At 57.4% G+C, this 24,502-nt stretch carries 27 protein-coding genes; 8 read left to right on the plus strand and 19 right to left on the minus strand.

What is annotated here, in order from left to right:
• Nucleotides 1–12: 12 nt before the first annotated feature.
• From ACTYEO_RS01625 to ACTYEO_RS01645, 5 genes are all read right to left on the minus strand, one after another.
• The gene (locus tag ACTYEO_RS01625) at nucleotides 13–1,272 is read right to left on the minus strand and encodes an AAA family ATPase (RefSeq protein ID WP_449321960.1); all 1,260 of its coding nucleotides are present in this window, start codon (nucleotides 1,270–1,272) and stop codon (nucleotides 13–15) included.
• 289 nt (nucleotides 1,273–1,561) lie between these two features.
• A complete protein-coding gene (locus ACTYEO_RS01630; protein ID WP_449321961.1) occupies nucleotides 1,562–2,200 on the minus strand; it encodes an OmpA family protein in 639 nt (212 codons plus the stop codon).
• A gap of 4 nt (nucleotides 2,201–2,204) precedes the next feature.
• Nucleotides 2,205–3,593, minus strand: a complete 1,389-nt coding sequence (locus ACTYEO_RS01635; protein ID WP_449321962.1) for a type II and III secretion system protein family protein — start codon at nucleotides 3,591–3,593, stop codon at nucleotides 2,205–2,207.
• 217 nt (nucleotides 3,594–3,810) lie between these two features.
• Nucleotides 3,811–4,632, minus strand: coding sequence for a Flp pilus assembly protein CpaB (gene cpaB, locus ACTYEO_RS01640; RefSeq protein ID WP_449321963.1), 822 nt, complete (start codon nucleotides 4,630–4,632; stop codon nucleotides 3,811–3,813).
• 209 nt (nucleotides 4,633–4,841) lie between these two features.
• Entirely contained in the window at nucleotides 4,842–5,081 is a 240-nt protein-coding gene (locus ACTYEO_RS01645; RefSeq protein WP_449321964.1) for a hypothetical protein, read from the minus strand.
• Nucleotides 5,082–5,518: 437 nt separating this feature from the next.
• Here ACTYEO_RS01645 and ACTYEO_RS01650 point away from each other — a divergent pair, with 437 nt between their 5' ends.
• A complete protein-coding gene (locus ACTYEO_RS01650) occupies nucleotides 5,519–5,659 on the plus strand; it encodes a hypothetical protein (protein ID WP_449321965.1) in 141 nt (46 codons plus the stop codon).
• Nucleotides 5,660–5,737: 78 nt separating this feature from the next.
• Here the strand turns inward: ACTYEO_RS01650 and ACTYEO_RS01655 are convergent, their stop codons facing one another.
• Nucleotides 5,738–5,965: a Flp family type IVb pilin gene (locus ACTYEO_RS01655; protein WP_449321966.1), complete on the minus strand. Its 228-nt coding sequence runs from the start codon at nucleotides 5,963–5,965 to the stop codon at nucleotides 5,738–5,740.
• A 248-nt stretch (nucleotides 5,966–6,213) separates the two neighbouring features.
• Here ACTYEO_RS01655 and ACTYEO_RS01660 point away from each other — a divergent pair, with 248 nt between their 5' ends.
• Entirely contained in the window at nucleotides 6,214–7,029 is an 816-nt protein-coding gene (locus ACTYEO_RS01660; protein WP_449321967.1) for a lytic transglycosylase domain-containing protein, read from the plus strand.
• Nucleotides 7,030–7,089: 60 nt separating this feature from the next.
• On the opposite strand, the gene ACTYEO_RS01665 is transcribed toward ACTYEO_RS01660, so the two are convergent.
• The 5 genes from ACTYEO_RS01665 to ACTYEO_RS01685 form a co-directional block, all read right to left on the minus strand.
• On the minus strand, nucleotides 7,090–7,716 hold the full coding sequence (locus tag ACTYEO_RS01665) for a 3-oxoacid CoA-transferase subunit B (RefSeq protein ID WP_449321968.1): 627 nt from the start codon (nucleotides 7,714–7,716) through the stop codon (nucleotides 7,090–7,092).
• A gap of 3 nt (nucleotides 7,717–7,719) precedes the next feature.
• The gene (locus tag ACTYEO_RS01670; RefSeq protein WP_449321969.1) at nucleotides 7,720–8,424 is read right to left on the minus strand and encodes a CoA transferase subunit A; all 705 of its coding nucleotides are present in this window, start codon (nucleotides 8,422–8,424) and stop codon (nucleotides 7,720–7,722) included.
• A 96-nt stretch (nucleotides 8,425–8,520) separates the two neighbouring features.
• The gene (locus ACTYEO_RS01675) at nucleotides 8,521–9,627 is read right to left on the minus strand and encodes a class II histone deacetylase (RefSeq protein WP_449322217.1); all 1,107 of its coding nucleotides are present in this window, start codon (nucleotides 9,625–9,627) and stop codon (nucleotides 8,521–8,523) included.
• An 81-nt stretch (nucleotides 9,628–9,708) separates the two neighbouring features.
• The gene (locus ACTYEO_RS01680; protein WP_449321970.1) at nucleotides 9,709–10,569 is read right to left on the minus strand and encodes a DMT family transporter; all 861 of its coding nucleotides are present in this window, start codon (nucleotides 10,567–10,569) and stop codon (nucleotides 9,709–9,711) included.
• 74 nt (nucleotides 10,570–10,643) lie between these two features.
• Nucleotides 10,644–10,889 carry a hypothetical protein gene (locus tag ACTYEO_RS01685; RefSeq protein ID WP_449321971.1) on the minus strand — a complete coding sequence of 82 codons (246 nt, stop codon included), beginning with the start codon at nucleotides 10,887–10,889 and terminating at the stop codon, nucleotides 10,644–10,646.
• A 114-nt stretch (nucleotides 10,890–11,003) separates the two neighbouring features.
• On the opposite strand from ACTYEO_RS01685, the gene ACTYEO_RS01690 reads away from it, so the two are divergent.
• Nucleotides 11,004–11,705, plus strand: coding sequence for a M48 family metalloprotease (locus tag ACTYEO_RS01690; protein WP_449321972.1), 702 nt, complete (start codon nucleotides 11,004–11,006; stop codon nucleotides 11,703–11,705).
• Here the strand turns inward: ACTYEO_RS01690 and rimO are convergent.
• Nucleotides 11,702–13,066 (minus strand): 30S ribosomal protein S12 methylthiotransferase RimO, encoded by a 1,365-nt coding sequence (rimO, locus tag ACTYEO_RS01695; protein ID WP_449321973.1) that lies wholly within the window; start codon nucleotides 13,064–13,066, stop codon nucleotides 11,702–11,704. The two genes, ACTYEO_RS01690 and rimO, sit on opposite strands and share 4 nt — an antisense overlap.
• A 122-nt stretch (nucleotides 13,067–13,188) precedes the next feature.
• Here rimO and ACTYEO_RS01700 point away from each other — a divergent pair, with 122 nt between their 5' ends.
• Entirely contained in the window at nucleotides 13,189–15,225 is a 2,037-nt protein-coding gene (locus ACTYEO_RS01700; RefSeq protein WP_449321974.1) for an AsmA family protein, read from the plus strand.
• Nucleotides 15,226–15,345: 120 nt separating this feature from the next.
• The gene (locus ACTYEO_RS01705; protein WP_449321975.1) at nucleotides 15,346–15,834 is read left to right on the plus strand and encodes a transglycosylase SLT domain-containing protein; all 489 of its coding nucleotides are present in this window, start codon (nucleotides 15,346–15,348) and stop codon (nucleotides 15,832–15,834) included.
• Nucleotides 15,835–15,913: 79 nt separating this feature from the next.
• Here ACTYEO_RS01705 and ACTYEO_RS01710 read toward each other — a convergent pair whose 3' ends face one another.
• On the minus strand, nucleotides 15,914–16,522 hold the full coding sequence (locus tag ACTYEO_RS01710; RefSeq protein ID WP_449321976.1) for a GcrA family cell cycle regulator: 609 nt from the start codon (nucleotides 16,520–16,522) through the stop codon (nucleotides 15,914–15,916).
• 143 nt (nucleotides 16,523–16,665) lie between these two features.
• On the opposite strand from ACTYEO_RS01710, the gene ACTYEO_RS01715 reads away from it, so the two are divergent.
• Complete coding sequence (locus ACTYEO_RS01715; RefSeq protein ID WP_449321977.1) at nucleotides 16,666–17,484, plus strand: ABC transporter permease; 819 nt, start codon at nucleotides 16,666–16,668, stop codon at nucleotides 17,482–17,484.
• Between the two features lie 6 nt (nucleotides 17,485–17,490).
• Here ACTYEO_RS01715 and argF read toward each other — a convergent pair whose 3' ends face one another.
• From argF to metF, 5 genes are all read right to left on the minus strand, one after another.
• The gene (gene argF / locus ACTYEO_RS01720; protein ID WP_449321978.1) at nucleotides 17,491–18,417 is read right to left on the minus strand and encodes an ornithine carbamoyltransferase; all 927 of its coding nucleotides are present in this window, start codon (nucleotides 18,415–18,417) and stop codon (nucleotides 17,491–17,493) included.
• A gap of 75 nt (nucleotides 18,418–18,492) precedes the next feature.
• Nucleotides 18,493–19,038 (minus strand): GNAT family N-acetyltransferase, encoded by a 546-nt coding sequence (locus ACTYEO_RS01725; protein WP_449321979.1) that lies wholly within the window; start codon nucleotides 19,036–19,038, stop codon nucleotides 18,493–18,495.
• Complete coding sequence (locus ACTYEO_RS01730; protein ID WP_449321980.1) at nucleotides 19,025–20,218, minus strand: acetylornithine transaminase; 1,194 nt, start codon at nucleotides 20,216–20,218, stop codon at nucleotides 19,025–19,027. The genes ACTYEO_RS01725 and ACTYEO_RS01730 overlap by 14 nt, the downstream gene beginning before the upstream one ends.
• 79 nt (nucleotides 20,219–20,297) lie before the next feature.
• A complete protein-coding gene (locus ACTYEO_RS01735) occupies nucleotides 20,298–20,759 on the minus strand; it encodes a PaaI family thioesterase (protein WP_449322218.1) in 462 nt (153 codons plus the stop codon).
• 166 nt (nucleotides 20,760–20,925) lie between these two features.
• On the minus strand, nucleotides 20,926–21,792 hold the full coding sequence (gene metF, locus ACTYEO_RS01740) for a methylenetetrahydrofolate reductase [NAD(P)H] (protein ID WP_449321981.1): 867 nt from the start codon (nucleotides 21,790–21,792) through the stop codon (nucleotides 20,926–20,928).
• A gap of 94 nt (nucleotides 21,793–21,886) precedes the next feature.
• Here metF and ACTYEO_RS01745 point away from each other — a divergent pair, with 94 nt between their 5' ends.
• Both ACTYEO_RS01745 and ACTYEO_RS01750 read left to right on the plus strand, forming a co-directional pair.
• On the plus strand, nucleotides 21,887–22,831 hold the full coding sequence (locus ACTYEO_RS01745; protein ID WP_449321982.1) for a LysR substrate-binding domain-containing protein: 945 nt from the start codon (nucleotides 21,887–21,889) through the stop codon (nucleotides 22,829–22,831).
• Nucleotides 22,832–22,905: 74 nt separating this feature from the next.
• On the plus strand, nucleotides 22,906–23,703 hold the full coding sequence (locus ACTYEO_RS01750) for an inositol monophosphatase family protein (RefSeq protein WP_449321983.1): 798 nt from the start codon (nucleotides 22,906–22,908) through the stop codon (nucleotides 23,701–23,703).
• 85 nt (nucleotides 23,704–23,788) lie between these two features.
• Here the strand turns inward: ACTYEO_RS01750 and ACTYEO_RS01755 are convergent, their stop codons facing one another.
• Nucleotides 23,789–24,478, minus strand: coding sequence for a CDP-alcohol phosphatidyltransferase family protein (locus tag ACTYEO_RS01755; protein ID WP_449321984.1), 690 nt, complete (start codon nucleotides 24,476–24,478; stop codon nucleotides 23,789–23,791).
• Nucleotides 24,479–24,502 lie beyond the last annotated feature (24 nt).

The following is a 24,502-nucleotide window of genomic DNA, read 5'->3' on the forward strand; positions in this document are numbered from 1 at the left end:
ATGGTCCTACTTTCAGCCGGTTTTTGTGTCATCAAGCATGGCGCTGTGAAGCCCCGTGGCGAGTTTCAAAATATCTTTGCGCAGGGCATTCTTCTTGCCCATTTCCAGCAAGGGGCTGCCATGATCACAGCTTTGCTTGATCTGCTTGCCACCGTCGGAAAGGTTGGTGGCGATCTTGACGCCCAAGCTTTCGGAGAGGCGTTTTGCGCGGGATTTTCCGCCCATATCCGTCATGCCAGGCGCGCGGTTCAGAACGAAATTGACCTTTTCCAAGGGCAGATCTTCTGATTTCAGCGCCTTGATGAAACGCATCGCATTTTGCGCAGAGCGCATATCCAGTTCGAGAACCGAGAAATAGACATCAACCTCGCTTAGGATTGTTTCGGTCCATTGCACGATGGTCGAGGGCATATCGATCACCACGATGTCATGGCTTTCCCGCGCAAGACGCAGGATCGCGGTCACATCTTCGGGGCTGATCATATCGAGAGGCAAAATCTCGGATGGGGCGGTGAAGACCGACAGCTTGTTCCCGTAGGTCACGATAGCCTGTTTGAAGGCGTCCTCATCCATGGATTGCGCGTCGGTGAGCATCTCCAAGATCATCTCCCGACGGGAGAGATCAAGATAGGTCGCCACGGTGCCAAACTGTAGATCCAGATCGATCAGGCAAACGCTTGGCGGGTTCTTTTTGTCGATATTGGCCAATTCCCATGCAAGGTTCACAGCCAAAGTTGTTGCGCCCGTGCCACCTGCGAGTGATTGTACTGCGAATACAGCTTTTACCCCTCCCAAGGTCTGGCGCGCGATGTCTGTGCCCGTGCGGCCTGCCGCAGGAGCGTAGGTTGGCTCAGGTGCTTCATTCAGCGCGCGGACGCGGGTGATAGCTTCATGCAGCGCGTTAGTGGGCAGCGGGTAGGGCACAAAATCATCGGCACCCAGTTTGAGGAGTTGGTGCAGACCAGCGGGGCTTAACCCGTCAGCAATCAGGATCACGCGGGTTCCATTTTGTTTGGCAAGGCGGATGATTTCGGACACCGTGCCAATATCGCTCTCGTCCTTCTGATCGACCGCAATCGCGATAAGTTCGAGGGACTCGCCTTCAGGTTGGCTCAAGAAGGCCTGCGCTTGCGAAATGCTCAGGTCACCCCACGCATCGCCAAGCTCGGTCTCCATATCCTCGATCAAGAGATCGAAATTCTCCACGTCCCGAGAGACCGTGCAGGCCACGATCGGTGTAGGATCAGACTGTAGCGCAAGTCCGCCGCTCATTTGCTCAATTCCCAAATTTGCCCGGCTGTCCGGGTCATTTTCATAGGTTCGAACCCGCGAAAGCGCGTTCAAGATATTGATACTGAGGGGATATGTTCCGTCGTTCAAAATGACAGAGTACCCCTACTCCACGAGGCTCTTTGTCGTTGAGAACTGGGGCAAGATTGCGGCTAAAAAAATGAAACTATGGGGAATTTTAAAGTGTTTCGTAGCGTGTCAGGAAACGAAAAAATGGCAGCCTTTTGAGCTGCCATTCCATATTAATTGATAATTAACAGGTGTTTGTGGGCTACTCGCCGCCGCCTGTGGTGCCGCCATCGCTGCTTGGCGCAATGGTGACGCTGCCGCTTGAATAGGTGCGATATGCGATCCGTGCGTATTGCCCATCCAAAACTGCTGGATGGCTTTGAACGAATCCCGAAACCTCGGTGACAGCGCGGCGATTGCGTTGTTCGCGATCACTGGTCGAGATCAGGGGCTGGGTCTCGCCAAGCGAGACCAGCGCCTCAAGCCTGCTGCGATCAACGCCGTGGCTGACCAGATAATTGACTGCTGCACGCGCGCGGCGAAGGCCAAGCTGGTAGTTATACTGATCGGACCCAACCAGATCGGTGTGACCATAAACACTGAAGCGCACTTCGGGGAATTGGTTCATGAAGGCGGCTTGCTGCCGCAAAACGCTATGCGCGGCACCATCAAGTTGGGCCGAATTGAAAGCGAAAGTCACCGTTGTCGGAACATCGCGCGCGAAACGATCCGCGAGGTCGGAGACATAGCTGCGCTGCCCCGTCATCACGAGGTGATTGTTCATCATGGGGTTGCCGAAGCCACCTTCATCTAGATCAGCGCCGACGGTTTGATCGCAGCCCGCCAGTGCCAAGGTTGCGATGGCAAAAATCGCGGCGCTGATATGGTGAGGAAAACTCATTGGCTCACTCCATCACATAACCGTAGGAGCCGCCGAAATCCTGCTGCGCAACATCGCCTGCTGCACCCGATGTCGGGGTGCGCCCTGTGGTGCGCCCAAGCAGGAACAATTCACGCTCGGTGGGGATTGCAACACGGTCGGTTGGCAAGGTCAGCGCTTCACCACGAGTGGGCGAGACAAGATGCGCGGTAATGATGACCACAAGCTCGGTTTGTTGACGCTGGTAATTGGTGCTTCGGAACAATGTGCCGATGATCGGCAGATCGCCAAGCCATGGAACCTGACTGATCGAGTCGCGGAAATCATCCTGAAGCAGGCCCGCAATCGCAAAGCTCTCTCCATCGCGCATCTCGACTGTCGTCGAGGCCGACCGCGTGTTGAGCGATGGAATGGACGATTCAGCCAATGTCACGGAATCGCCGAGTGAAGACACTTCGGTATCCAGAACTAGATTGATCAGCCCCTCGCTTACGACGGTTGGTGTGAAGTCCAATTGAATACCGAATTCCTTGAACTCGATGGCAACGCCCGTATTGGTTTGCACAGGAATTGGATATTCGCCGCCCGCAAGGAAACTTGCAGATTGCCCAGACAGGGCTGTGAGGTTCGGCTCGGCCAAGGTCCGTACAAGACCGTTGGTTTCAAGGGCTTCCAGCATAATGCCGATCTGCGCACTGCCTGCGCCGAAGGAGACTGCAAGCGCGCCTTGTCTGCCAAGGAATGAGGAATTGCCAAGCGAGGGAGAAGCTGTTCCACCGCCGGCCTCCAGTGCGCCCGTGCCGATAAGAGTGTCCCCACCGCCAACGGCGAAACTCGCGGATAGGTTTTGGCGCACAGAACGGGACATCTCGGCAAATCGTACTTGCAACATGACTTGCTGCGTGCCGCCCACGGACATCAGGTTCGAGACCCTGTCAGGTGCATAGCGGTTGGCCAGTTCCATCGCACGGTCCACGATCTGGCCCGAGCTGACAGTGCCCGATAGCACGATACCGTCATTTGCGGTGCGCACTTCAATCTCTTCCCCAGACAGGATTTCACCCAGACGTTCGCGCAACTCTGCCACATCCGAGACGACTTGCACCTCGACATTCGAGATCAAGGAGCCATCAAGCCCCAGAAGGGTCAGCGTTGTCCGTCCGGGCGCGCGGCCCAGAATATAGATCGTCGTTTCCGAGAGCGTCGCGATATCCGCAATGCCGGGATTGGCGACAGAAAGCTCTCCGAAGATCACATCGCTTTCAACAACAACCGCTCGGTTCAAGGGGACGCGCAATGTCGAGGATGTCGAGCCTTCCACAACCCGCAAGTTTTGTGCTTGCGCGGGTAGGCCCTGAAATAACACAGCAGCGCAGCCCATAAGGCAGGCGCCGATAATTGATTTTATGCTCATTGTGATCCTGCCTCTCTGATCACTATCTTTTGGGATTTTGTCATCCCTTTCGGCGCATACTGCCTCAAAAGCTCTGCTCTTGCAAGAATTCCTATCACTGTAAGGCAGAAGAGGGATTTTAACCCCTTAAGTCTAATGGCGATCACTTTAATCGAAAATGTCAGAGCCTTGGAAGGTCCAAGGCCCTGACATGGTGTGATATTTGGGGTTTTGGGGATCAGTTGGTGCAGCGCACTGGCACGACAACCACATCGCCACCACGGCGTGATCTGACGGTGCAAACCCGTGCCGCTTGGGCGGGGGCGGCCTCGACAATGCCCAAAATCTCATTCTGACCGGCTTGCACGATTTCACTCTGGATATCGTCATTCACCCCAACAAGCGCCAAGCTGAGCGAGCCTGTGGCCTGCGCTTGGGCAAGGGCTGCGATCCGGTCTGGGCGGGCTTCAACCGTCAAAGTCCGTGCAACCATCGGGTTGTTGCGATCTTCATCAGCGACTTGGTCAACGGCGATAATCTGGAGGCTGGCCTCGATCAAACGTGTGACATCGCCATCGCGGGATTCACCGCTCCAATAGACATCCACGCGGTCACCTGGGCGAATGAAGCCCGATACGCCGCTGGCCACATCCACGCGGAGGGCAAAGGCGCGCATACCGGAGGAAAGACGCGAGGCGACGCCCGCGTCCTGACCCGGGGCCGTCACCTTAGACAGCATCACAGGCTCGTCGCGTTCCATGATACGCAGCACTGTGCGCAACTCATCAGAGCCTTCGGGGAAGACTTCATCAATCGCGCGGAAGGTGCCGAAAGGAACACTGTCTGCTGGCCATCTGATGACGCGCACATCTTCACGGCGCAGCTGTTGGCCATAGCGAAGGCCCGTATTCATAACGACCACATCGGTGGTTTCGATGATGGCGTCCCGTTGGGTCGCGAGAGCGTTGCGATATTGGTCAAACCGGTCTTTGGCATAAAATACAGCCATGCCCGCAAGGCCAACACCCACGATCAGAACTAGCATAAAGATCAACCGCATTTTCGACGTTCCTCAATTATCAGTTGGCCGCATCATCTGAGGCGGCATGACAAAATTATTCCCCCTCGGAATGCTGGAGAATTCGGGCGAAAAAATGGTTCTGGGGTGGAATTTCTGGGGTTTATACGGCTGGCACAAAGCAATGCCAGCCGAAGGCCTGTTCCCCGCGGAGTGCGATATCAATACGAAACCAGAAACCTTGCGCGGTGTTAACCGTCGCCACCTTCTTCAGGGGCTGGGGCTTCTTCATCAGCGGAGAACGGGCTGGTATTCGGGTTGGTATCCGAGAGGGATTGGCTGATATCGGTCGAGAGGTCTTGCATGCCGCCTGAAACGACAGAGACCACCGCGACACCGAGACCGACCAATGCCGCGCTCAGGACAACCCAGTCCACTGTTACAGCGCCCGACTCGTTTTTTGCGAAACTGGTGATTGATGTGAAAGCCATGCGATTGCTCCTGCTATCATGTGGTGATTAAGCAGGCGCGTTCTGCGCCTTTGAAAGGGAGGGGGCCGCAATCTGGTTTGGAAAGCGACCTCCACGAGACAGAGCATTCTGATCTCGCTGGTTGTAAAAGGCTTGAGACTTGGGGCGCGAATATGGCGCTTGCGGGTCAGACAAGCGCAGAAAACCTAATGTTTTTATCAAATTACCTATAGCGAGGCTGCTTTTTGTAGTGCCAGGAGGGTGCGGTTTGTTGGGGGGGATGTCGTGGCCGTGCAGGACATATTGCACGGGCCACGACATTCTCAGGCCCTTGATCGTGTTGGCCGATTTGGCACGTTCTATCCGACAGAAACACAGTGCCAAATTGGCAGCGCTTGAAACCAGAGGATCATCGCGAAAGCCGCGAGATCACCAATCAAAAACAAATTGCGCGAACTATGACGCAATCGGCAGACAAGGGCTTTATTGCGGCGAAATCGGGCGCAGATGTGGTCGAATTGAGGCGGAATTACGGCGATGCCGCGCGGGGTGGAATAAGTCGGATGGGACTGTTTCCAAATACGAAAAACGCCGCGTGATAATCACGCGGCGTTTTTGAGTTTTGAGTTGATCGACGGGAGGGAAGGAGTGTTTCCGCCTCCTGCCAGATCGAAGAATTAGTTAGTTGTTTCTTCAGTAGTTGTTTCTTCAGAAGTTGTTTCGCCACCAGTGCTGCCACCAACGCCAGTCATTGCGGTCGAGATGTTGCCAGCTGCGGAAACGGCGCCAGTCTGAACGGCACCAACAACTGCGCCACCAAGAAGAACGATTGCTGCGGTCAGAACGATCCAGTCAACAGTTACGGCACCAGATTCGGATTTTACGAAGTTTGTGAAGAGGTTCATGATATTGCTCCAGTTTCAAGTTTTGTATGTTTGTGTCTGTCTTGTTTCCCGAGGAAGTGTCTGCCGCCTCGGTTGATGCTGTTATCCCCCCAGATCAGGGCGAGACTTGGGCAAGGTTTAGAATTTTATGAGAATTCTTCGCGGTTTGTTCAGGGCGAATTTACCACAACGCAGGGCTGAAATTCCGACAACGCCTTTAAAAATAAGGGCTATTGCGGCATGGTGCCGAAAAATGGTCGAGGGCAGATATGCGGGTGCAATGGGTGGGGGCGATTTTTTCGCTCTTTTTATTTTCAAGTGAATCGCTGGCGCAAAGCAGCGAACCTGCCCCTTTTCCCGAATTTACCTTCCGAAGCGTTACGCCCCCTGCGCGTGGGGATACGGCACCGCGGATAAATATCCAGATTGTGCCGCAGGCCGATATAGCGCCCTCAAGCGTGCCGCCCCAGCTTGATGCTCCGCCTGTTGCGCAGGATGTGGCTTGGTTCTGGTCCGAAGTGCCTGATGCAATCACAGGCGGGGCGATCAGGTTTCAATTGGCGCTTGCCCATTTGGCCGATGCGCCCGAAGCGGCCAGCCTTGGTGTCGCGCGTGCCGATGACCTGGGGCAGATGGCGGCCGAGTATGGCGCCTCGATTCTGGCCGCAACCATAGGAACACGCGTGTCGCCGGCCTTGGTTTTGGCGGTGATGGCCGTCGAATCGGCGGGACAGCCCGATGCTGAAAGCATCGCGGGCGCGCAGGGCCTGATGCAGTTGATCCCCGCCACTGCCGAGCGCTTCGGGGTAACCGACAGCTTTGATCCTTCGCAGAATATCGCAGGCGGCGTCGCCTATCTCGATTGGCTTATGGAAGAATTCGACCGTGATCCTGTGCTCGTGCTTGCAGCCTATAATGCAGGCGAGGGCGCAATACGCAGCGCGGATGGCGTGCCTGAGTTTGCCGAAACGCGCCGCTATGTGCCCAAAGTGCTGGCCACATGGCAATTGGCGCGGCTGTTATGCCTGACACCGCCTGAACTGATTTGGGATGGGTGCGTATTTCGCACAATGACAGGTGGTTGAGGAACCAGCAGCCCATACAATAGCAAGGACGCGAAGATACCGCGCCCTTGCTATTATTCGTTAGACCAGTTTGGCCTCGGTGGCGCTGCGCATCTCATCTTCCGAGACACCATCGGCCAGCTCGACGATTTTGAGGCCACCCTCGACCACATCCAGCACGCCAAGATTGGTGATGATCCGATGCACCACAGCCGTACCCGTCAAAGGCAGGGTGCAGGATTTCAGAACTTTCGAGTCGCCATGTTTATTGGTGTGATCCATCACAACCACAACGCGGCCGACACCCGCCACAAGATCCATCGCGCCGCCCATGCCTTTCACCAGCTTGCCAGGGATCATCCAATTGGCCAGATCGCCCGTCTCCGAGACCTCCATCGCGCCGAGGATCGCCATGGCGATCTTGCCGCCACGGATCATGGCAAAGGATGTGGCGCTGTCGAAATAGGCGGTATTGGGCAATTCGGTGATGGTTTGCTTGCCCGCATTGATCAGATCGGCATCTTCTTCCCCCTCAATCGGGAAAGGGCCCATGCCAAGCATGCCGTTTTCCGACTGCAAGGTCACGTCAATGCCTTCGGGGATGTAATTGGAGACAAGTGTCGGAATACCAATGCCGAGATTCACATACATACCGTCTTGGAGTTCTTGAGCCGCGCGTGCGGCCATCTGGTTACGATCCCATGGCATGGCTTAGACCTCCTCACGCTGGCGCACTGTGCGCTGTTCGATCCGTTTTTCATGCTCGCCCTTGATGATGCGATGCACATAGATGCCGGGAAGGTGGATCATGTCGGGGTCAAGACTGCCCGTTGGCACGATCTCTTCTACCTCAAGAATGCAGATCTTGCCGCAGGTCGCGGCAGGCACGTTGAAATTGCGCGCGGTCTTGCGGAAGATCGCATTGCCCGTCTCATCGGCTTTCCATGCTTTGACGATGGCGAGATCGGCGAAGATGCCTTCTTCAAGGATAAAGGTCTCGCCATTGAAATCCTTGTGGTCCTTGCCCTCGGCAATCACTGTGCCCACGCCCGTCTTGGTGAAAAAGCCCGGAATGCCCGCGCCGCCTGCGCGCATACGCTCGGCCAAGGTGCCTTGCGGGTTGAATTCCAGCTCCAGCTCGCCCGACAGATATTGGCGCATGAATTCGGCATTCTCGCCCACATAGGAAGACAGCATCTTTTTGACTTGGCGGGTGGCGAGCAATTTGCCGAGGCCAAAATCATCAACGCCTGCGTTATTGGACGCGATGGTCAGGTCTTTGACGCCTGTGGCGACAATGCCGTCGATCAGAAGCTCGGGGATGCCGCAAAGGCCAAAGCCGCCTGCCGCAATCATCATTCCGTCCGATAGCACGCCCTCAAGCGCCTCCTCGGCCGATCCGTAAACCTTTTTCATGGCGCATATTCCCGTGTTTGAGACTGGATTTTCTGCAAGGTGACCTGTCGCAGGGGGCGTGTCAACGAAGCGCGGCATGGCGCGACATCAAGGCTCTCAAAAATCAAGCGCGTCTTCCATTTCCGTGATCAGGCTGGAAAAGAAGGCCTCAGGCCGTGGGCCGGGTTGTTGATAGGCCAGCCTTGCTGCAAGGGGATCCTCGGCCGTGATCTTGCTGCCTGACATCGCCTCGAGCACGGCATGGCCGCAAAAGGGCACATGCACCTCGGAATAGCCGCCTTCATGCACCATGGTCAGCCGCCCGTCACACAGATCAGCGGCCGCTTCCATCACCATCGCGGTCAGCGCGCGGAAGGTGTTGCTGCCCGCCATCATGCGGCTCAACGGGTCATAGCCCGAGGCATCAAACCCGCAGGCAATGACAATCGCATCGGGCTGGAAGCGTTGCAGCTCGGGCAGGACCAGCCGTTCCATCGCCTCAAGATAGGTCGCATGCCCACCCCCCGGAGGAAGGGGGATATTGAGGTTATAGCCCATGCCTACGCCCGATCCGCGATCTTCGAAATCGCCCGAATCCTTGGGGTAGTTGCGTTCCTGATGGATCGAGATCGTCAGCACATCATCACGATCATAATAGATCGCCTCGGTGCCATTGCCGTGATGGACATCCCAATCAATCACAGCGACGCGCTCGACCATGCGGGCCTCCATCGCGGCCTCGATCGCGATGGCGATATTGGCCAGCAGGCAAAAGCCATTCGGAAAATCAGGCAAGCAATGATGACCCGGCGGGCGCGACAGCGCATAGGCATTGTGGACCTCACCCCTCAGGGTGGCCAAGAAGGCCTCCTTGGCAAGCCCTGCTGACAGGGCCGCGATCTCGTAGCCATCTGGCCCGAAAGGCGTGCGAAGTCCCAATTCACCGCCCCCCGCCTCCGAGGTTTTTCGGAAGGTTTCGAGATATTGGGCAGGATGCACGCGCAACAGGTCTTCATAGCTGGCAGGGGGCGCATGGCGGGTATCCAGCTCGGCAAAGAGGCCTGTGACCTCAACTAGGTTTTTCAAACGGCGCTTGGTTTCAGGGTCTTCGGGGATTCCACCTGCGGCTTGTGGCTGAACCAACCCGCCTACAGGGGTCAAAAACGCGTAATTGCCGCCTGAATGCCAAAAGCAGCGCTCATCCCAGAAAAAGCCTGTTGTCATCTGCATCCCTTCCGATTTTGCAAGAGAGTGGCACGCAGCCAGATAGCGCGCAACGGGTTTGCACAGGGCTGTGCTGAGGGCTCAGGCCTTGGCGCGCTGTCCGCGAAAAACGGTGTAAAGCCCGCTGGCCACGATCACGGCGCTGCCCAAAAGGGTCATGGCATCGGGCCGTTCGGCAAAGACAAGCACACCAAGGATCATCGCAAAGACCAGCCTGATATAGCGGAACGGGGCTACAACGCCGATCTCGCCTGTGCGCATTGCACCTGTCAGGCAGGAATACCCAAGCACCCCCATTACGATGGCCCCGCCCAAAAGCACGCTTGATTGACCGTCAGGCAATGTAGCACCACCTGTCCATGACAGCGCGATGGCCCCTGCAATCGCCATCATCGCAAAACCGTATAGGCCAAGCTGTGCATTGGTCATGCTTGGCGGGGCCGCGCGGGTGGCAAGGTCACGACCTGCAAAACCGATCATGCCCAAAACTGCAAAGACAGAGAGCGGCTCAAACCCGCCTGTGCCAGGGCGCAAGATCATCAGAACTCCGATAAAGCCGATGATAATGGCCAGCCATCGCCGCCACCCGACCTTTTCCCCAAAGACCATCACGGCGCCCGCGGCCACAACCAATGGGGCGGCCTGCAAAATGGCCGAGGCAGAGGAAAGCGGCGTCAGCGCAATGGCGACCGTATAGCCGAGCCTGCCCAGAATTTCGAAAAAAGCACGCGCCAGAAGCGGGCGGCTAAAGGCTTGCGGGTGGAGAAGGGCCTCACCCCGCATCAGCGCGATAGAGGCATAAATCGCCATGCCGCCAAACCCGAAAACGATCAGAACCTGCCCGACGGGTAAATCCTGAGCGGCGGCTTTGACCAACATATCTTCAAGCGCGAAACCCGCCATGGCCGCGACCATGAGAAGACTGCCTTTGATATTGTCCATGAAACCCTGCGCGCTAGACGTGTTTCAAAACTCTGCGCCTGTGCGCGGCGTAAGTCTAGCCCAAGCGGACGGTCTCAATCCGCATCCTTGGCAAGTTCGATTCTGTACACCCCTTCGGGCAAATCCAGTGCGGCACCAAGATCGTGCAATTGGGCAATCGACAATTCGATGGTTTGCGTCCGATCCGTACGGGGGTCATATTGCTCAATCCTGATCACCTCAGAGAAAGCCGAGATCACGGCATCCTCACGCAAAGGCGCGTTTCCCTCATCAACAAGGGTGATTACGGTGGCGTCAAAATCGTGCTCGATGGTGAACATGGGACAAGGCTAGGCGGGAATTGGAGCCATGGCAATGCAAACCCGTAGCTGTGATTGGACGCGAGCGCGCGACATGCTAAATCTTGGGGCAGCTCAAACCGGTTCGGAGAGAATATGTTGCGGTCCTTCCTTTTGCTTGCTGCCTTGATCGGCCTGTCTGCGTGTCAAACAGTCAGCGCGCCGCCAAGCCCGCAAACCGCCGCCCCGAATACCCCCCGCCTGTCATCGCAGCAGGCGATTGCCAATTTTCGCGAGGTTGTCGCGCGCGTAGAACCTGTGGCCGAACAAACCTGCAGGGTCGAAACGCCGAACCAGAATTGCGATTTCATTATTGCCGTTGATGACGATCCCGCCTCGGGGATCAATGCCTTTCAAACCCTGCGTGGGGGGCAGCCTTATCTTGTGTTTACGGTGGGTCTGATCGCGGATGTGCGCAATCAGGATGAATTGGCCTTTGTGATGGGCCATGAGGCCGCGCATCACATTGCGCGCCATATCCCGCAGCAACAGGCCTCGGCCCAAAGTGGTGCGCTGATTTTTGGGGTCTTGGCAACCTTGAGCGGGGCCAATCAGGCGGTGGCGGAAAGTGCCGCGCAAATTGGTGCGACCGTGGGCGCGCGGCGGTTCTCGCAAGATCATGAGTTGGAGGCGGATGCCCTTGGCAGCGTGATTGCCTGCCGCGCGGGCTATAACTCGCTGCGCGGGTCTGAATATTTCACGCGCTTGCCTGATCCGGGCGATCGTTTCCTTGGCACGCATCCGCCCAATGCCGCGCGGATCGAGACCGTGCGCCAGATGGCGGCGCGCGGCTGTTAATCGGCGACGATTGTTCCCCAAAGGTCGTATTCGCTGGCCTCATCCACCTCGACGGTCAGGATGTCGCCTGCTTTGAGGGCATCGAACCCTTCATCGATGAACAGGTTTCCGTCAATCTCGGGCGCGTCGGCCTTGGTGCGGCAGGTCGCGCCTTCGGCGTCCACCTCGTCAACGATCACGTCCAAACGCGAGCCCAGTTTTGCTTCCAGCTTGGCAGCGGAAATGGCCTGTGCCTTTTCCATGAAGCGGTGATAGCGGTCTTGCTTCACCTCTTCGGGAAGATGCCCGTCCAATGCGTTCGAGCGCGCGCCATCGACATTTTCGTATTTGAAACAGCCAACACGGTCGAGCTGCGCCTCATCCAGCCAATCAAGCAGGGTCTGGAATTCGTCTTCCGTCTCGCCAGGATAGCCTACAATGAAGGTCGAGCGCAGGGTGATATCGGGGCAATCCACCCGCCAAGCTGCGATCTCGTCCAAGGTGCGGGCCGCTGCGGCAGGGCGCGCCATACGTTTGAGTGTCTCGGGATGGGCATGCTGGAACGGGATATCGAGATAAGGCAAGATCAAGCCTTCGGCCATCATCGGGATCATCTCGCGCACATGCGGATAGGGGTAGATGTAATGCATCCGCACCCAAGCGCCCAATTCCCCCAAAGCGCGTGACAGCGGCAGGATAGGGAACTTCTCGGGCCGATCGGACCAATCCGTGCCATAGGCCGAGGTGTCTTGGCTGATCACCAGCAATTCGCGCACACCCGCCTCGACCAGCTTTTCCGCCTCGCGCAGAACTGCCTTTTCAGGGCGGCTGGACAGCTTGCCGCGCATGTCGGGGATGATGCAGAATTTGCAGCTATGGTTACAGCCTTCGGCAATCTTGAGGTAGCTGTAATGGCGCGGTGTCAGGCTGACGCCAGAGGCAGGCAGCAGATCAATAAAGGGATCGGGCGCGGGCGGCACCACGTTATGCACGGCGTCCAGCACCTGCTCGTATTGATGCGGGCCTGTCACCGCCAGAACCTTTGGATGCGCGCCAGTGATGTAATCAGGCTCAGCCCCCAAACAGCCCGTCACGATGACTTTACCGTTCTCGCGCAAAGCCTCGCCAATGGCATCAAGGCTTTCTGCCTTGGCGGAATCGAGAAAGCCGCAGGTGTTCACGATCACCGCATCCGCGCCATTGTAATCCGCCGAGATGCCATAGCCCTCGGCGCGAAGCCGCGTGAGGATACGCTCGGAATCGACCAGCGCCTTGGGGCAGCCAAGTGAGACCATGCCAATGGTCGGTTGGCCTGCGCGCATGGTTTCGGTCACGCGGGCGCGGGCAAGGTCGGGGCGAAGATCGGGTGGGTTCTGACTCATGAGGCTGGCTATAGCTTTCCCTGACGCTTTCGGGAAGGGTCAAGAAAAAGAGCCCTGTTGCCCCTGTTTCATAAATACCTTTGTTGCTACGCTTGGATCAGAACAAATCTATGGGGGTAGAGATGCGGTGGATCGTCAGGCTTCTGGGCGCGGTGATTTTGGTTGCGGTGTTGGGCGTTGCGGTGCTTTTTGCAATTCCGTCCGAGCGGATTGCAGAGATTGCCACCTCTCGGCTTGAACAATCGCTGCAACGTCGCGTTGTCATTTCAGGCGATGTCAGGCCTACTCTTTATCCCATCCTCGGTGTGCGGGCTGAGGGACTGGAGATCGGCAACCCTGATTGGGCCGAAGCCGATGGCCCTTTGATCACCGCAGATGCCTTGGCCGTAGGCGTGGCTTTGACGCCGCTTTTTTCGGGCCAAATCCAGATTGAAGAGGCCATTCTTGAAGGCCCTGACATCACTTTGGTGCGTGCGGCTGACGGGCGCGAAAGCTGGGATTTTTCACAAGCCACAGCAGATGTCGCAGCCGATCAGCCTGAGGCCGCCGCCGCTGAGGGCAGCGGGTCGGCCATTGCCAGCCTCGGCTTTGATGAGGCGCGGATCACCAATGGCGCCATGCGTTATATTGATAGAAGCACAGGCACCGATATCGTGGTGACCGAGCTTGACCTGACCCTGTCCATGCCAAGCGCTGCCGCCCAAGGCGCGGCCGCTTATTCGGCGCGCGTGAATGGCCAGCGCCTGTCGGGCAATGCGCAGATTGAAAGTGTTGCAGGCCTGCTGGATGGCGAGGTGCAGCCGATCTCCCTGCGTGTCGAATGGGATGGCGGCACGGCTGTTATTGATGGTGTGGCAGGCTTGGACCCGCTTGTTCTGGATGCCCAGACCGAGATTGACGCAAGTGATTTTTCCCCACTTGCCGCCTTGGCGGGCACCCAGCTTGCGCCTTTGCCCGCAGGGCTTGGCCGCGACAGTATTGGCGTATCGGGGCAAGTGGTTCTTGCGCCCGAAGGCTCGGTTCATCTGCGCGATGGCCAGATCGAACTGGATGGCCGCCAATTCGATGCGGCGCTGGATCTGTACCAAGGTGATGAGCGCCCGCGTCTGCGCGGGTCTTTAAGCGGTGCGTCCATGGACCTTTCGGCGCTGACAGGCAGCGATGCGGCACAGGGCGGCTCTTCCTCGGGCGGTGGCGCTTCGGGCTGGCCGCGCGATCCGATTGATCTGTCGGGGCTGTTCGCTGTGGATGCAGAACTGGTTTTGGGCTTGGGTGTTCTTGATTTCGGTTATCTCGAGACTTCGAATATCGATCTGCGCACCACGCTTGATAATGGCCGCATGGTCATGAGCCTGTCGCGTGCGGATGCCTATGGTGGCACGCTCTCGGGCGAGATGGTTCTCAATGGGCGCGGGGGCAATTCGATGCGCGGTGATCTCGCGTTTCGCGGCGTGCAATTGCAGCCTTTGCTCACCGAATTGGCCGATTTTGAGCGGCTAAGCGGCAGTGGCGATATCGCGGTGCGATTCCTTGGCTCGGGCGCATCGCTTCAGGCGATCATGGAGAGCCTTGATGGCGGTGGCTCGATCACCTTCGGTCAGGGCGCGATTGAGGGCTTTGATCTGGCGGGGATGATCCGCAATTTCGATGCAGGCTATCGCGGTGAAGGGCAGCGCACGGTCTATGACAGTGTCACCGCCACATTCGCCATTGCATCCGGTGTTTTGCAAAATGACGATCTGCTGCTTTCCGCCCCATGGGGTGGCGTCAGCGGGGCAGGGCGCGCTGATCTGGGCGGTCAAACGCTGGAATATCGCGTTATTCCAACGGTCACCCGTGGCGAAAACGGCTTGAGCGTCCCGATCCTGATCCGTGGGCCTTGGGCTGATCTGAGCTTCCGGCCTGATCTTGAATTTCTGGCAGAACAAGAATTGGCTGCCGAGCGGGAGCGCTTGGAGGCCGAGGCCCGCGCCCGCCTAGAGGAAGAGCGTGACCGCCTTGAGCAAGAGGCACGTGAGCGGGTGCAGGAAGAGGTGGGCCAAGCCCTTGGCGTGGATGTGAATAGCGAGACGACCACCGAAGAGATCCAAGACAGTCTGGAAGATCGCCTGCGCCAAGAGGCCGAACAACAGCTGCGAAACCTGTTTCAGCGCGATTAACGCCAAAGGGCCAAGGGCAGTTTCCCGCCGATCCCTGACATGGCAGCGGCTACCCACTGGTCAGAGATCGTGCTTTTGGTCTAGGTGAGCAGATCACGAAACAGGGTCTAAGGGTGTTACATGCGGCTATTGGCTTATCTTTTGTCCAGCTTGGCTTTGCTTGCCGCCTGCGGCTCGGGCGGTGGCGGGGTGTCATCCTCGGGCTATAACCCCGCACTATTTCCAGGTGAGACGGCTGAAATCAGGGTATTGGTTAATCAATATGCCGATGAAAACGAGATCCCGCGTGAATTGGTGCATCGCGTTATCCAGCGCGAAAGCGACTACAGGCCTGCGGCTCGGAATGGGCCCTATTACGGGATGATGCAAATCCTGCCCGAGACTGCGCGAGGCATGGGGTTTGAAGGCACGGCCAATGATCTTTTGGATGCCGAAACCAATCTGCGCTACGCGGTGCGGTATTTGCGCGGGGCTTGGTTGGTGTCGGACGGCGATATCGACGAGGCGGTGATGTGGTATGCGCGCGGCTATTATTATGAGGCGCGTGACCGATGCCAGTTGGTTGAAACAGGTCTGCGGACCCGCGAGATCGCGCGCCATTGCGGCTAGGTCATCCTGTCGACCACAAACAAAAAAGCCCGGAGGCGAATGCGCTCCGGGCTTTTTGTTTTTTCGCGTGGTCTATGCCCTAGCGGCGACGGTCGCGGCGCGCGCTCATCGGTTGGAAGGCCACGCCCACATGCGCTTCGCAATAGGGTTTGCCCTGCTGAACGGGCAGGCCGCAGAAGTAGAAATCATCAGTTGCGGGGTCGCCGATGGGCCATTTGCAGGTCCGCTCGGTCAGTTCCATCAAGCTGATCTTCTTGGCGTGCTTTTCGACTTCGCTTACCTTGGCCAAAGCCTCGGGGCTGATTTCATTGGCCGAAGGCTGGGGTGGCAAAGGCTGGCCCGCAGGCACGATTGGCTTGCGCAAAGGCATGATATTCGTCGGGCGCGGCGCGGGGGCAGGCTCTGGCGAATTGGCGGGCTCGGCTACGGCTTCGGGCTTGGCAGGCGCGCGTTTGGGTGCGGCGGCCTTTGGCTTGGCCTCAGGGGCGGCCTTGGCGCTGCTGTCCTTGCTAGCTTTGGAAGCCGAGGCTCCGCTTGCTGTTGCACGATTGGACAGGCCAAGGCGATGCACCTTGCCGATTACCGCATTGCGGGTCACACCACCAAGTTCCTTGGCGATCTGGCTGGCCGATTGGCCCTCTCCCCACATCTTTTTCAAAATTTCGACGCGCTCGTCGGTCCAGGACATTCCGTCCTCCTGATCATCTGTGCACAAAGCCCCTTCAAAAGGGACCCTTGCATATGGAGCGCTTACGCGCGAATTGGAAGAGCCATTTTACCTTCCCCAGTGGCAGACACAATGGCGGACACAGGAAAAGAAAGCGGAAACTGATGTCACAGGCAGAGCAAAGCACGAATGAAGGCATGGGCGTGCGCCGTTTCGGGCGTATGAACTGGCTGGGTCTGTATACCTTAAGTTGGCGTGAGGTGATGCGGTTTACAACCGTCTGGACCCAAACCTTGCTGGCCCCCTTGGTGACGGCAGGTCTTTTCATCCTGATTTTCTCGCTCGCGATCGGTGGTCAGCGTGGAGATGTGATGGGGGTAAGCTTCCTGCATTTCATCGCACCGGGCATTTTGATGATGACGGTGATCCAGAACAGTTTTGCAAATACCTCCTCCTCCATCGTGATTTCGCGCGTGCAAGGCAATATCGTTGATACATTGATGCCGCCGCTCAGCCCGATTGAATTGGTCATTGGCTATGTCACGGGCGGTGTGATGCGCGGGCTATGCGTGGCGGTTGCGGTGGCCGTGATCTTGTTCCCGATTTTGGGGCTGGGAATTGCGCATCCTGTCTGGGCGCTTGTCTTCGTTTTGCTGGGGGCAGCCTTCCTTAGCGCGCTTGGCGTGGTCGCGGGCATTCTGGCGCAGAAATTCGACCAGATCGCTGCAATCACCAATTTCCTTGTGATCCCGCTCAGCTTTTTGTCAGGCACCTTCTATTCGATTGAAGCAGTGCCGGGCTTTATGAACACGATCAGCCATTGGAATCCCGTCTTTTACCTGATCGACGGGGCGCGCTATGGGGTTTTGGGTGTTTCGGACAGCTCGCCATGGAAGGGGCTGGCAGTGGCGAGTTTTGCCACAGCCGCCGTGATTACCCTTGCATGGCGCTGGTTCAAGACGGGCTACCGCCTCAAAAGCTAGGGCGCTTTATTGGCCCAGACACCATTGCATGATGGCCTTTTGCGCATGGAGGCGGTTCTCGGCCTCGTCAAAGATCACCGAATGGGGGCCATCCATAACCTCTGAGGTTGCTTCATCTTCACGATGGGCAGGCAGGCAATGCATGAAAAGCGCGTCGTCTTTTGCATGTTTCATCAGATCGGCATTCACCTGATAGCCGCGCAACTGGTTATGGCGTCTTTCGCGGGCGGATTGGCTGTCATGCATCGACACCCAAGTATCGGTCACCACCAGATCGGCATCGGTCACGGCTTCAACAGCATCGCGGGTGATTTCGACCCTGACGCCCTTGGCGCGCGCCTCATCCAGAAAGACCTTTTCGGGGTCCAACGTTTCAGGGCCTGCAAAGGTCAGATCAAAACCGAACTGGCCGGCAGCATGGGCAAAGCTGGCAAAGACATTATTGCCATCGCCGCACCAAGTGACCTTCTTGCCTTTGATCGGGCCGCGATGTTCCTCATAGGTCAGGATATCGGCCATGATCTGGCAGGGATGGGTGCGGTTTGTCAGGCCGTTGATCACAGGCACCGTCGCATATTCCGCCAGTTCCAACAGGACATCTTCTTCAAAGGTGCGGATCATGATCATATCGACATAGCGGCTGAGAACGCGTGCTGTATCGGCAATTGTTTCGCCATGGCCAAGCTGCATCTCCGAGCCTGATAGCACCATTGTCTGCCCACCCATCTGGCGCACACCCACATCGAATGACACGCGCGTGCGGGTCGAGGGCTTTTCGAAGATCAACGCGACCATATGGTCTTTGAGCGGAAGATCATCATCAAGCGCGCCCTTGGGGCGGCCCGCGCGGGCGGCTTTCATGGATGACGCATTATCGATCATATGTCTCAATGCGGCTGGGTCGGTTTTATTGATGTCGAGAAAATGGTTCATCTGGATGTCTTTGTTCTTTGGACGAGCGCGCGCCCATGGATTGAAATTTCGATCGAACAGGTCTGGGTCTGGGTATCAGCAAACAGACTGCGCGAATGCCTTTTCTTTTGGGAAAGGGGCGGCGTCTTGTCGGTAGCGCATGACCAGCACGCGGTCGCCATCCTCGCAAATGCGGTCTTCAAGGGGCACAAACCCTGCACCTCTATAGGCCGCAATCGCGCGGGCATTATTCGGGTCGGGGTCAACCAAGACTGTTGAGGTGCCTTGCGCCATCAATTCTTCTGCCCGCTGGCGAAGATAGGCTTGGACATGACCTTTGCCCAGAAAAGCAGGATCGCCAAGGAAGGTGTCAATCGCGCGCGCATCCTCAGCCTCACCACGATATTGCGGGGCGGGCCAATGATGCGCGGGGTAGTCTTGCACAAAGGCAAAGGGCGCGCCCGCAAGCTCAACAATCCGCATATCCGTGGGGCCGTTCTCAAGATCTTCCTCGATCAAGGCTATCTCCAGCGCGGCCTCACCCCACCAACCGCCGATATGGGGCTGGTTGAGCCAATCCCTGATCATCGGATAATCGGCGCGCGTGATGGCGCGGAAATGATAGCGGCTATTCTGCGGCATGGGCCTTTGCCTCCAAGGCGGTCGCGGCTTTGTCCAGCCGCTCAAGCCCTTCATTGATCTCGTCCTCACTGATCAAGAGCGAGGGCAGAACACGGATCACATTATCACCGCCCGGTACTGTCAGCAGGCCCGCATCATAGCCCGCATTGACCACATCAAGATTGGGGATTTTGCATTTCACACCAATCATGAAGCCTTGGCCACGGACGCCTTCAAAGATTGAGGGATGCGCCGCAACAATCCCTTCGAGCTTTTGGCGCAGGAACCCCGCGCGGTGGTTCACATCATCCAGCACGCCGTCTTTGGTCAACTCATCCACCACAGCGCAGCCAACCGCGCAGCCAAGCGGATTGCCACCATAGGTGGAGCCATGCGTGCCTGCCGTCATGCCAGATGCGGCAGCTTCCGTGGCCAGCAAAGCGCCAAGCGGGAACCCCCCGCCGATGCCCTTGGCGACCATCATGATATCGGGGTTCACGCCCGCCCATTCATGCGCAAAGAGCTTGCCCGTCCGGCCCATGCCGCATTGAATCTCGTCAAGGATCAGCAGCAGGCCATGTTCGTCGCAGAGATCACGCAGGCCTTTGAGGCATTGATCAGGCAGTGGGCGGATCCCGCTTTCGCCCTGAATAGGCTCGATCATAATCGCGCCGATATCAGCCTGTGCGGCGGCTTTGGTCAGCGCCTCATGATCGCCGAATGGCAGATGCAGGAAGCCCTCCATCAAGGGACCAAAGCCCTTGGTCAGCTTCTCGGCACCCGCAGCCGCAATCGCACCCGTGGAGCGGCCATGGAACGCGCCCTCAAAGGTGATGATGCCTGTGCGCTCAGACTGGCCTTTTTCATACCAGTATTTCCGCGCCATCTTGATGGCCAGTTCCGCAGCTTCCGTGCCGGAATTACAGAAAAACACGGTATCCGCGAAAGTATGCTCAACAAGCTTTTCAGCCAGCGCTTCCTGCTGGGGCACATTATAAAGGTTCGAGGTGTGCCAAAGCTGGTCGGCCTGATCTTTCAAGGCCCCCACAACCGCAGGGTGGCCATGACCAAGCGCCATGACCGCAATGCCCGAGGCGAAATCGAGAAAACGTCGGCCATCTGCCTCGACCAACCATGCCCCTTCGCCTTTGACGAAAGAGAGAGGTGCGCGCGAGTAGCTTGGCAGGACCGGCGAAATCATCGGAATCTCCTTGGATTGAATCGAAGGGATTTGCTTGCCCGAAAGCCACGCCCAAGTCAATTAAAGGCCGCTTATGGGGTCAAGCAGCATTCATGATAATACAGGTGGTCGAGCCTGTCGCATAGAGCTTGCCATCCTGCACGCCGCGGATAGTACCCTCGGCAACACCCGTGGAGCGCCCCGCATGCGAGACCACACCTTCCGCGACAATCTCCATGCCCAATGGGATCGAACGGGTGATGTTTACCTTGTATTCAAGCGTTGTATAGACCGCGCCCTTGGGCACTTTGGTCATGACGGCGCAGGCCATCGCACTATCAAGCAATGTGCCATACCAACCGCCATGCACCGTTCCCATCGGGTTTGTATGCTCGAACTCAGGGCAGCCGTGGAAAGTGACGCGGCCATCCTCAACACTGGCGAGACGGTAATTGATGCCTTGGCCAATCGGCGGATGGGGCAGGCGCCCTTCAAGGATTGCGCGCATGAAGTCATAGCCCGACATCGAGGTCAGCACCTCGCGGGAGACAAGCCCGTTCATATCACTTGCGAAAATCGGTTCGGCCATGGGCGCTCCTTATTTGTATAGGAGCTATGCTGGCCTGCCTTCCGTGATTGGGCAAGAGGCCGCGCTAAAAACCGACGCAACGAAAAAGGGCGCGAGCTGGCTCGCACCCTTTCATAACGGTGATCGTAAAAGAAATGCCTTAGGCGACTTCGGCAAGGCTGGCCTGAGGGGTCACGCCAAGGGCTGCGCAAATCTCGCGGGTCAGGTCAGGGGTGTTGAGGGTGTAGAAATGCAGGTCCTCTACACCGCCCTCGATCAGGTCCGAGCAAAGCTCAGTACAGATCGCGGTGGATAGAAGATGTTCGCGATCATCACGCTCGGCTTTGTCATAGGCCTCATCCACCCAAGTTGGAATGAAGGCCCCAGTGGCCGCGGCAAAGCGGCGGACCGCTTTCCATTTATTGATCGGCAGGATGCCCGGAATGATCGTTGCATCAATGCCCGCCTTTACGCAGGCGTCACGGAAACGGAAGAAGGTTTCGGCTTCAAAGAAAAACTGCGTGATCGCCGAGGACGCGCCTGCATCCACCTTGCGCTTGAGCCAGTCAACGCAGGCCTGCATGTCAGCGGCCTCGGGATGTGGGTCTGGGTAGGCACCAACGCGGATGTTAAACTTGCCTGTCTCGGCCAAGGCTTCGATCAGTTCGACCGAATTGGCAAAGCCGCCGGGATGTTGTGTGAAATGGCCTTCGCCCTTTGGCGGGTCGCCGCGCAGCGCTACGATATCGGTCACGCCAGCGGCGGCATAGCTATTGGCGATCTCAAGGGTTTCTTCGCGGGTGGCTTTCACACAGGTCAGATGCGCCGCAACCTTTACCCCGTAATTGGCATGGATTGTTTTGACCGCATCATGGGTCAGATCACGCGTTGTGCCGCCCGCGCCATAGGTTACCGAGACGAATTCAGGCGAGAGCGGTGCCAGAACTCCGAGCGTATCCCACAGCTTGAATGACGCCTCGATCGACTGGGGCGGGAAGAATTCGAAGGAAACGCGCGGCGTAGTCATGTGATTCTCAATCCTTGATCTATTACCCCATGATGTCGCATAGATTGCTCTAGTGAGACAAATTCATAAAACTCATCATCTATATGAGCCGCACATGCATATCGAGTTTCGACATCTGAAAACCATCAAGGCCATTCATGAATCGGGTGGCCTCGCGAAAGCGGCGGATACCCTGCATATCACGCAATCTGCCCTCAGCCATCAGATCAAGGGTCTTGAGGATCAGGCGGGGGTTGAGTTGTTCGTGCGGCGCTCAAAGCCGATGAAGCTGTCGCCTGCGGGAATGAAGCTGCTGCGCTTGGCCGAAGACATCCTGCCAAGGATCGCCGCCTTGGAGGAAGATTTCAGTGGCCTGCGCTCGGGCAAGACGGGGCGCTTGCATATCGCCATCGAATGTCATGCCTGTTTTGATTGGTTGCTGCCCGTGCTGGAAGCCTTCAGGCAAGCATGGCCTGATATTGATGTTGATATCCGCCCCGGTCTGCAATTCGAGGCCTTGCCCGCATTGCTGCGCGAGGAGGTGGATTTGGTCGTCTCCTCGGACCCAGAAGATTTGCCAGGCGTCGATTTCACGCCGCTTTTTGATTATGAGCCTGTTTTCATTTGCTCAAACCAGCATCCTCTGGCCCAGAAAGAATATATCGAGGCCTCGGATTTCACCAATGAGACGCTGATCACCTATCCTGTTGAACGCACGCGGCTTGACGTGTTCACGGGGCTTTTAATGCCCGCAGGGCTGGAGCCGAAAACCATACGGCAGGTGGAGCTATCGGCGGTGATCCTGCTTTTGGTCGCCTCTAATCGAGGCGTTGCGGTTTTGCCCGATTGGGTGGTGCGCGGGCAGGGGCAGAGCTCCAGCCTTGTGACCAAACCGCTGACAAAAACGGGCCTGACCAAGCGGCTCTATGGGGCGACGCGACGTGATGATACGACCAAACCTTTCATGTCGCATGTCTTGAAGCTGGCCCGTACCGAGCCACCGAAACTCCAGCGGCGCGATCAAACTGGGGCAACCCTTGGCCAAAGGGCGGCAAGTTAAAGGATTTGCCCCCCTTGGCATAAGGCGCACTGCCCGCTATACGCCGCGCTTGTCGCACGCCCAAGGATAAGACTATGCAAGGTTCAGCCAATCTCAACATCATGATCAAGGCGGCCCGCAAAGCAGGGCGCAGCCTCGTGAAAGACTTCCGCGAAGTGGAAAACCTGCAGGTCTCCTCCAAAGGCCCCGGAGATTTCGTGAGCCGTGCCGATAAGGCCGCCGAGGATATCTTGCGGGAAGAGCTGATGCTGGCGCGCCCGAATTACGGGTTCTTGGGCGAAGAGGGCACCTCGATCGAGGGCACTGATCCAACCCGCCGCTGGATCGTTGATCCGCTGGATGGCACCACGAATTTCCTGCACGGCATGCCGCATTGGGCCGTGTCCATCGCGCTTGAGCATAAGGGCGAGATCGTTGCAGGCGTGGTCTTTGACCCTGCCAAGGACGAGATGTTCTATGCTGAAAAAGGCTCGGGCGCGTGGCTTAATGACAGCCAGCGCATTCGCGTCTCAGGGCGCAACCGGATGATCGAGTCGGTTTTTGCCACGGGTCTTCCGTTTGGCGGCAAGAAATACCTTCCCGCCGCTCTGCGTGATCTGGGGCAGCTTTTGCCGATGACGGCGGGTGTGCGCCGTTGGGGCGCTGCATCGCTGGATTTGGCCTATGTCGCGGCCGGTCGCTATGAGGGCTATTGGGAATATGATCTCAATGCGTGGGATATCGCAGCGGGCATCATTTTGGTGCGCGAAGCAGGCGGGTTTGTCGAGCCTATCCGCGAGGATCAGAATATCTTGGAAGACGGCCATCTGATTGCGGGTTCGGGCACGATGTTCGAGTCTTTCGCAAAAGTCATTCGCAGCGCGAAAGACTAAAGCATTCACCCTCAGGTGTTGAGCGAAGCATCACGCGCCGAAATCTGTGATTTCAGGCGGCATTAGGCGTTCCTAACTCTAGGCTTCAGTGGTTTTCCGTCATTTGCTGAAGGATACCTGCGACCATCAGGTAAACGGATGTCGCGGCCACTACCATTGTGAGCGCGGGGTTTGATGCGAAATCCGTCCAAGCGGCATAGGTGATGCCAGCCGTCCAAAGGACAGCCATGCCGAGAGAGAAGGGCCGCCAGCGCTTGGTGCGCACGGGATGGATAAATTTCAGGGGCACAAACATCGCTGCCGCCAAAAGCACCACCAGACCAAGCGTGACCCACCAAGGTGGAACGATCACCAAAAGCGGCAAAACCAGCATGTTCCAGCACCCGGGAAAACCCCTGAAACTGTAATCCGCCGTCTTCATCCGCGTGTCTGCGTAATAAATCGCACTGGCAAAAGGGATCAGCAAAACCGCGACCCAGCCACTCCATCCAGGCAAAAGCCCCGAGGCGTAAAGCGCATAGGCGGGAATCATCACATAGGTCAGAAAATCGACCATGAGATCGAGGATCACACCATCAATCTCGGGGGCATGTTCGCTGACTTCGTAATGGCGCGCCAAGGGCCCGTCGATCCCGTCGACCACAAAGGCAACTGCCAGCCAAAGCGCCATGCCCGCCCAGTTGTGCTGCATCGCCTCAAGCAGGGCCAGCATCGCAAGCGATGCGCCCACGGCGGTCAACATATGGATCAGGAAGGCTTTATGGCGTTGGGTCATTTGATGCCTCATGCCTCCTTGTGG

It is taken from the genome of Rhodophyticola sp. SM2404 (assembly GCF_053570515.1).

Excerpts from the sequence above, each read along its gene's own strand:
- metF (WP_449321981.1), bottom strand. The coding sequence starts at position 21,792 with ATGACTACGCCGCGCGTTTCCTTCGAATTCTTCCCGCCCCAGTCGATC.
- ACTYEO_RS01755 (WP_449321984.1), bottom strand. The coding sequence starts at position 24,478 with ATGACCCAACGCCATAAAGCCTTCCTGATCCATATGTTGACCGCCGTG.
- ACTYEO_RS01730 (WP_449321980.1), bottom strand. The coding sequence starts at position 20,218 with ATGATTTCGCCGGTCCTGCCAAGCTACTCGCGCGCACCTCTCTCTTTC.
- ACTYEO_RS01710 (WP_449321976.1), bottom strand. The coding sequence starts at position 16,522 with ATGTCCTGGACCGACGAGCGCGTCGAAATTTTGAAAAAGATGTGGGGA.
- ACTYEO_RS01725 (WP_449321979.1), bottom strand. The coding sequence starts at position 19,038 with ATGCCGCAGAATAGCCGCTATCATTTCCGCGCCATCACGCGCGCCGAT.
- cpaB (WP_449321963.1), bottom strand. The coding sequence starts at position 4,632 with ATGCGGTTGATCTTTATGCTAGTTCTGATCGTGGGTGTTGGCCTTGCG.
- ACTYEO_RS01655 (WP_449321966.1), bottom strand. The coding sequence starts at position 5,965 with ATGAACCTCTTCACAAACTTCGTAAAATCCGAATCTGGTGCCGTAACT.
- ACTYEO_RS01750 (WP_449321983.1), top strand. The coding sequence starts at position 22,906 with ATGCAAGGTTCAGCCAATCTCAACATCATGATCAAGGCGGCCCGCAAA.
- ACTYEO_RS01745 (WP_449321982.1), top strand. The coding sequence starts at position 21,887 with ATGCATATCGAGTTTCGACATCTGAAAACCATCAAGGCCATTCATGAA.
- ACTYEO_RS01735 (WP_449322218.1), bottom strand. The coding sequence starts at position 20,759 with ATGAACGGGCTTGTCTCCCGCGAGGTGCTGACCTCGATGTCGGGCTAT.
- ACTYEO_RS01680 (WP_449321970.1), bottom strand. The coding sequence starts at position 10,569 with ATGGACAATATCAAAGGCAGTCTTCTCATGGTCGCGGCCATGGCGGGT.
- argF (WP_449321978.1), bottom strand. The coding sequence starts at position 18,417 with ATGAACCATTTTCTCGACATCAATAAAACCGACCCAGCCGCATTGAGA.
- ACTYEO_RS01685 (WP_449321971.1), bottom strand. The coding sequence starts at position 10,889 with ATGTTCACCATCGAGCACGATTTTGACGCCACCGTAATCACCCTTGTT.
- ACTYEO_RS01625 (WP_449321960.1), bottom strand. The coding sequence starts at position 1,272 with ATGAGCGGCGGACTTGCGCTACAGTCTGATCCTACACCGATCGTGGCC.
- ACTYEO_RS01660 (WP_449321967.1), top strand. The coding sequence starts at position 6,214 with ATGCGGGTGCAATGGGTGGGGGCGATTTTTTCGCTCTTTTTATTTTCA.
- ACTYEO_RS01700 (WP_449321974.1), top strand. The coding sequence starts at position 13,189 with ATGCGGTGGATCGTCAGGCTTCTGGGCGCGGTGATTTTGGTTGCGGTG.
- ACTYEO_RS01665 (WP_449321968.1), bottom strand. The coding sequence starts at position 7,716 with ATGCCATGGGATCGTAACCAGATGGCCGCACGCGCGGCTCAAGAACTC.
- ACTYEO_RS01650 (WP_449321965.1), top strand. The coding sequence starts at position 5,519 with ATGACGCAATCGGCAGACAAGGGCTTTATTGCGGCGAAATCGGGCGCA.
- ACTYEO_RS01630 (WP_449321961.1), bottom strand. The coding sequence starts at position 2,200 with ATGAGTTTTCCTCACCATATCAGCGCCGCGATTTTTGCCATCGCAACC.
- ACTYEO_RS01705 (WP_449321975.1), top strand. The coding sequence starts at position 15,346 with ATGCGGCTATTGGCTTATCTTTTGTCCAGCTTGGCTTTGCTTGCCGCC.
- ACTYEO_RS01645 (WP_449321964.1), bottom strand. The coding sequence starts at position 5,081 with ATGGCTTTCACATCAATCACCAGTTTCGCAAAAAACGAGTCGGGCGCT.
- ACTYEO_RS01675 (WP_449322217.1), bottom strand. The coding sequence starts at position 9,627 with ATGACAACAGGCTTTTTCTGGGATGAGCGCTGCTTTTGGCATTCAGGC.
- ACTYEO_RS01670 (WP_449321969.1), bottom strand. The coding sequence starts at position 8,424 with ATGAAAAAGGTTTACGGATCGGCCGAGGAGGCGCTTGAGGGCGTGCTA.
- ACTYEO_RS01690 (WP_449321972.1), top strand. The coding sequence starts at position 11,004 with ATGTTGCGGTCCTTCCTTTTGCTTGCTGCCTTGATCGGCCTGTCTGCG.
- ACTYEO_RS01635 (WP_449321962.1), bottom strand. The coding sequence starts at position 3,593 with ATGAGCATAAAATCAATTATCGGCGCCTGCCTTATGGGCTGCGCTGCT.
- rimO (WP_449321973.1), bottom strand. The coding sequence starts at position 13,066 with ATGAGTCAGAACCCACCCGATCTTCGCCCCGACCTTGCCCGCGCCCGC.
- ACTYEO_RS01715 (WP_449321977.1), top strand. The coding sequence starts at position 16,666 with ATGTCACAGGCAGAGCAAAGCACGAATGAAGGCATGGGCGTGCGCCGT.